Here is a 5,141-nt window from a genome sequence, read left to right as displayed (position 1 = left end):
GGTCGCGGGCGGGGCGCTGGTGGCGCTGCCGACGGCCGGGTGGCTGCCTGCGGGAGCGCCCCGCCGTGCGGTGGGCGGCGGCCGGGGCACGCTGCCGTACCGCCGTACCGGCGCGGTGCTCGCGGGCGCGATGCTGTGCTGGTCAATGTCGCAGAACGCCCTGTGGGGCGTGAGCGGACGCATCGGCCTCGACCGAGCCGGGCTGACCGAGGCCTCCCTCGGCGTGGTCTTCGCAGTCGCCCTCGGCGGCGGCCTGGTCGGCGTCACCGCAGCCGGCGCGCTCGGCGCCCGACTCGGCCGCGCGGTGCCCATCGGGGGCGGTACCGCGCTGATCGCCGGCTGCATCGCCGTCACCTCGTCGGCGACCGGCGCGGTGCCCTTCGCGGTCGGCGAGGTGTTGTGGAACACCGTCTACCCGGTCGTACTGACCTATCTGATCGGCCTGAGCGCCTCCCTCGACCCACGCGGGCGCTGGGCCGTCATCGCCGGTTCGGCGTCGTCGTTGGGACTGGCCTGTGGTCCGCTGGCGGGGACGCTGCTGTCCGCCCACGCGGGCTATGCGGGCATGGGCATGGCGCTGGGCTGCCTGCTGCTGATGGTTGCCGTGCCGCTGACCGCGGTGGCGCTACGGGTCCGGCCACGCGGTGGGCTGGTCGTCACCCCGATCGATCTCGAGATCGCGGTGCCGGCCGACGCGAAGCCGGTCACAGCGGCGTAGGACCGCGCGGGGCGGACCGGGTGTCGCGCGATACGCGGACGTAACCCAACTGGCCCGGAAGCAACCGGGAATTCACGTACCCGGCGACCGGTCCTGACAATCACCGGAACGGCATCGTCGCAGGTGACGCGGCGGAACGCGGCGGGGCTCATCGCGTTACAGCGTGGCACTACACCCCGTGTCGGCGAGCTCCTAGTGTCAGCCGTCAAGCGGCCGAGAGTTTCGTCTTCGGACCTCGCCGTTCACCGCGATTCCGGAGGGCAACCAATGAGTCGAGTAGTGCGTGCCGCGCTGGTGCAGACGAAATGGACCGGCGACAAGGAGTCGATGATCGACCTGCACGAGCAGTACGCCCGGGAGGCGGCCGCGCAGGGGGCGCAGATCATCGGCTTCCAGGAGGTCTTCAACGCTCCGTACTTCTGCCAGGTGCAGGAGCCCGAGCACTACGCCTGGGCGGAGCCGGTGCCGGACGGCCCAACGGTGGTGCGGATGCAGGCGCTGGCCAAGGAACTCAACATGGTCATCGTGGTGCCGGTGTACGAGCTGGAGCAGGCGGGTTTCTACTACAACACCGCCGCCGTGATCGACGCCGACGGCTCCTACCTCGGCAAGTACCGCAAGCACCACATCCCGCAGGTCAAGGGCTTCTGGGAGAAGTACTACTTCAAGCCGGGGAACCTGGGCTGGCCGGTGTTCGACACCGCCGTCGGCAAGGTCGGCGTGTACATCTGCTACGACCGGCACTTCCCGGAGGGCTGGCGCGCGCTGGGCCTGGCGGGCGCGGAGATCGTCTACAACCCCTCGGCGACGAGCCGGGGCCTGTCCTCCTACCTGTGGCAACTGGAGCAGCCCGCGGCGGCGGTGGCCAACGAGTACTTCGTGGCGGCCATCAACCGGGTGGGCGTGGAGGAGTACGGCGACAACGACTTCTACGGCACGTCCTACTTCGTGGACCCGCGCGGCCAGTTCGTCGGCGACGTGGCCTCGGACAAGGAAGAGGAACTGGTCGTCCGGGACCTGGACTTCGGGAAGATCGAGGAGGTCCGGCAGCAGTGGGCGTTCTACCGTGACCGCCGTCCGGAGGCCTACGGCCCGCTGACCGAGGCGTGACGGAAGGACGGGAGCTTTCATGAGCCGAACCCTGATCCGCGGCGGCCTGGTGATCACCGCCGCCGAGGAGATCCACGCGGACGTCCTCATCGACAGCGAGCAGGTCGTCGCCCTGGCCGCCACCGGCAGCACCGTCGCCGAAGGCTGGACGGCCGACACGGTGATCGACGCGATGGGCAAGTACGTCATCCCGGGCGGCGTCGACGCCCACACCCACATGGAGCTGCCCTTCGGCGGCACCGCCGCCTCGGACACCTTCGAGACCGGCAGCCGGGCCGCCGCCTGGGGCGGCACGACCACCATCGTGGACTTCGCGGTGCAGTCGGTCGGCGAGAGCCTGCGCAGCGGCCTGGACACCTGGCACGCCAAGGCGGAGGGCAACTGCGCGGTCGACTACGCCTTCCACATGATCATGTCGGACGTCACCGAGAGCAGCCTCAAGGAGATGGATCTCCTGGTCGAGGAAGGCGTGACGTCCTTCAAGCTCTTCATGGCCTACCCGGGTGTCTTCTACAGCGACGACGGCAAGATCCTGCGGGCGATGCAGCGCGGCGCCGCCAACGGCGGCCTGATCATGATGCACGCCGAGAACGGCATCGCCATCGACGTCCTGGTCGAGCAGGCGCTGGCCGCCGGCCGGACCGACCCCCGCTACCACGGCGAGGTCCGGCGCGAGTTGCTCGAGGCCGAGGCCACCCACCGGGCCATCAAGCTGGCGGAGGTGGCCGGTTCACCGCTCTACGTGGTGCATGTCTCGGCCGCGTCGGCGCTCGCCGAACTAGCCCAGTCCCGCGACCGGGGGCTCAACGTCTTTGGGGAGACCTGCCCGCAGTACCTCTTCCTCTCCACCGACAATCTCGCCGAGCCCGACTTCGAGGGCGCCAAGTACGTCTGCTCCACACCCCTGCGCCCCAAGGAGCACCAGGCCGAGCTGTGGAAGGGCCTGCGCACCAACGACCTGCAGGTCGTGTCCACCGACCACTGCCCGTTCTGCTTCAGCGGCCAGAAGGAGCTGGGCCGGGGCGACTTCTCCAAGATCCCCAACGGTCTCCCGGGGGTCGAGAACCGGATGGACCTGCTCCACCAGGCAGTTGTAGACGGTCACATCTCCCGCCGCCGCTGGATCGAGATCGCCTGCGCCACGCCCGCCCGCATGTTCGGTCTCTACCCGCGCAAGGGCACGATCGCCCCGGGCGCGGACGCCGACATCGTCATCTACGACCCGAACGCCACCCAGGTCATCTCGACCGAGACGCACCATATGAACGTCGACTACTCGGCGTACGAGGGCAAGCAGGTGACCGGCAAGTCCGAGACGGTGCTGTCGCGCGGCACCGTGATCATCGAACAGGACCGTTACCTGGGTCGGGCCGGACACGGCCAGTACCAGACCCGCGAGACCTGTCAGTACCTCATCTAGGGAGCAGAGCAATGGATTTCGGTCTCGTACTCCAGACGGACCCGCCGGCGTCGGGCGTCGTCGAGCTGATGAAGCGTGCGGAGGGCCAGGGGTTCACGCATGGCTGGACCTTCGACTCGGCCGTGCTGTGGCAGGAGCCGTTCGTCATCTACAGCCAGATCCTGGCTCAGACGGAGCGGCTGATCGTCGGCCCGATGGTCACCAACCCGGGCACGCGTACGTGGGAGGTCACCGCCTCCACCTTCGCGACGCTCAACGACATGTTCGGCAACCGCACCGTCTGCGGCATCGGCCGGGGTGACTCCGCGATGCGCGTGGCCGGCCGCAAGCCCAACACCCTGGCCCGCATCGAGGAGGCCATGCACATCATCCGCGACCTGGCCGAGGGACGCGAGGCCGACCTCGGCGGCGGCACGGCCATCAAGTTCCCGTGGGTCAGGGAGGGCGCCGAACTGCCGGTCTGGATGGCCGCGTACGGGCCCAAGGCCCTTGCTCTGACCGGCGAGAAGGCCGACGGGTTCATCCTGCAGCTGGCCGACCTGTATCTCACCGAGCGGATGGTCAAGGCGGTCAAGGACGCGGCAGTCGCGGCCGGCCGCAATCCGGACGACGTCAAGATCTGCGTGGCGGCGCCCGCGTACGTCACCGAGGATGACTCGCCCGAGGCGCCGGCCCACGCCCGGGACCAGTGCCGCTGGTTCGGCGGGATGGTCGGCAACCACGTCGCGGACCTCGTGAGCAAGTACGGCCAGTCCTCCTCCATGGTCCCGGAGGAGCTGACCGACTACATCAAGGCCCGGCAGGGCTACGACTACTCGCACCACGGCCGCACCGGCAACCCGGACACCGCCTTCGTCCCGGACGAGATCGTGGACCGCTTCTGCCTGATCGGCACCGCCGAGCAGCACATCGAGAAGCTGAAGGCGCTGCGCGACGTGGGCGTCGACCAGTTCGCGCTCTACAACATGCAGGACGCCAAGGAATCGACCATCGACATCTACGGCACGACGGTCATTCCCGCCGTCAACGGCTGACCACAGCCCCGCCAACCGCCAACCGCACGGCACACGTTCGACCCCTGTTCCCGTCTCGAACGAAGGGGCTGCAGCCATGACAGCCACCGCGCCACCGCCCTCCCCCGCCCAGAGAACCCAGGCCGACGGCCGCGTCGAGCTCCCCGCCGACGCGATCCCGAGCGGCCCCTACGCCAACGAGGACCTGCTTCCGGTCCCGCTCGCCCAACGGAAGTGGACCACCTACAACTTCGCCGCCCTCTGGGTCGGCATGGCCCACAACATCGCCTCCTGGACCCTGGCCTCCAGCCTGGTCGCGCTCGGCATGGACTGGAAGCAGGCGGTGCTCACCATCGCCCTGGCCAACGTCATCGTCCTGCTGCCGATGCTGCTGACCGGCCACGCCGGACCGAAGTACGGCATACCCTTCCCGGTCTTCGCCCGCGCCTCCTTCGGGATCCGGGGCGCCAACCTTCCCGCCCTGGTGCGGGCGGCCGTCGCCTGTGCCTGGTTCGGCATCCAGACCTGGATCGGCGGCTCCGGCATCTTTCTCCTGGCCGGCAAGCTCTTCGGCCACTGGTGGGGCGGGGCCGGCACGGTCGGCGGCTATCCGTGGACGCAGTGGCTGTCGTTCGCCATCTTCTGGGCGATCCAGATCGCCATCATCGTGCGCGGCATGGAGACGGTGCGCCGCTTCGAGAATTGGGCGGCACCGTTCGTCATCGTCGGCGCCATCGCCCTGCTGATCTGGATCAGCGGCAAGGCCGGCGGCTTCGGCCCGCTGCTCGACCAGCCCTCCGCCCTCGGCTGGGGCAGCGGCTTCTGGAAGGTCTTCTTCCCGTCGCTGATGGGCATGATCGGCTTCTGGTCGACCCTGTCA

General features: G+C 69.1%; 4 protein-coding genes and 1 pseudogene. All 5 read left to right on the top strand.

Annotated features, from left to right (window positions below):
- Positions 1–718: pseudogene (locus EFK10_RS03190) on the top strand (MFS transporter); the annotation flags it as partial.
- Positions 719–985: 267 nt separating this feature from the next.
- Positions 986–1,828: a nitrilase-related carbon-nitrogen hydrolase gene (locus tag EFK10_RS03185; RefSeq protein ID WP_127354254.1), complete on the top strand. Its 843-nt coding sequence runs from the start codon at positions 986–988 to the stop codon at positions 1,826–1,828.
- 19 nt (positions 1,829–1,847) lie between these two features.
- Entirely contained in the window at positions 1,848–3,248 is a 1,401-nt protein-coding gene (hydA, locus tag EFK10_RS03180) for a dihydropyrimidinase (protein ID WP_127354253.1), read from the top strand.
- Between the two features lie 11 nt (positions 3,249–3,259).
- The gene (locus tag EFK10_RS03175; RefSeq protein WP_127354252.1) at positions 3,260–4,282 is read left to right on the top strand and encodes a TIGR03842 family LLM class F420-dependent oxidoreductase; all 1,023 of its coding nucleotides are present in this window, start codon (positions 3,260–3,262) and stop codon (positions 4,280–4,282) included.
- Positions 4,283–4,358: 76 nt separating this feature from the next.
- A partial coding sequence (locus EFK10_RS03170; protein ID WP_206305282.1) for a cytosine permease occupies positions 4,359–5,141 on the top strand: 783 nt, incomplete at its 3' end.

It is taken from the genome of Streptomyces soli (assembly GCF_003999195.1).
Lineage (GTDB): Bacteria > Actinomycetota > Actinomycetes > Streptomycetales > Streptomycetaceae > Actinacidiphila > Actinacidiphila soli.
Note: the sequence above shows the minus strand (reverse complement) of the source record. Positions and strands in the feature narration are given on the sequence as shown.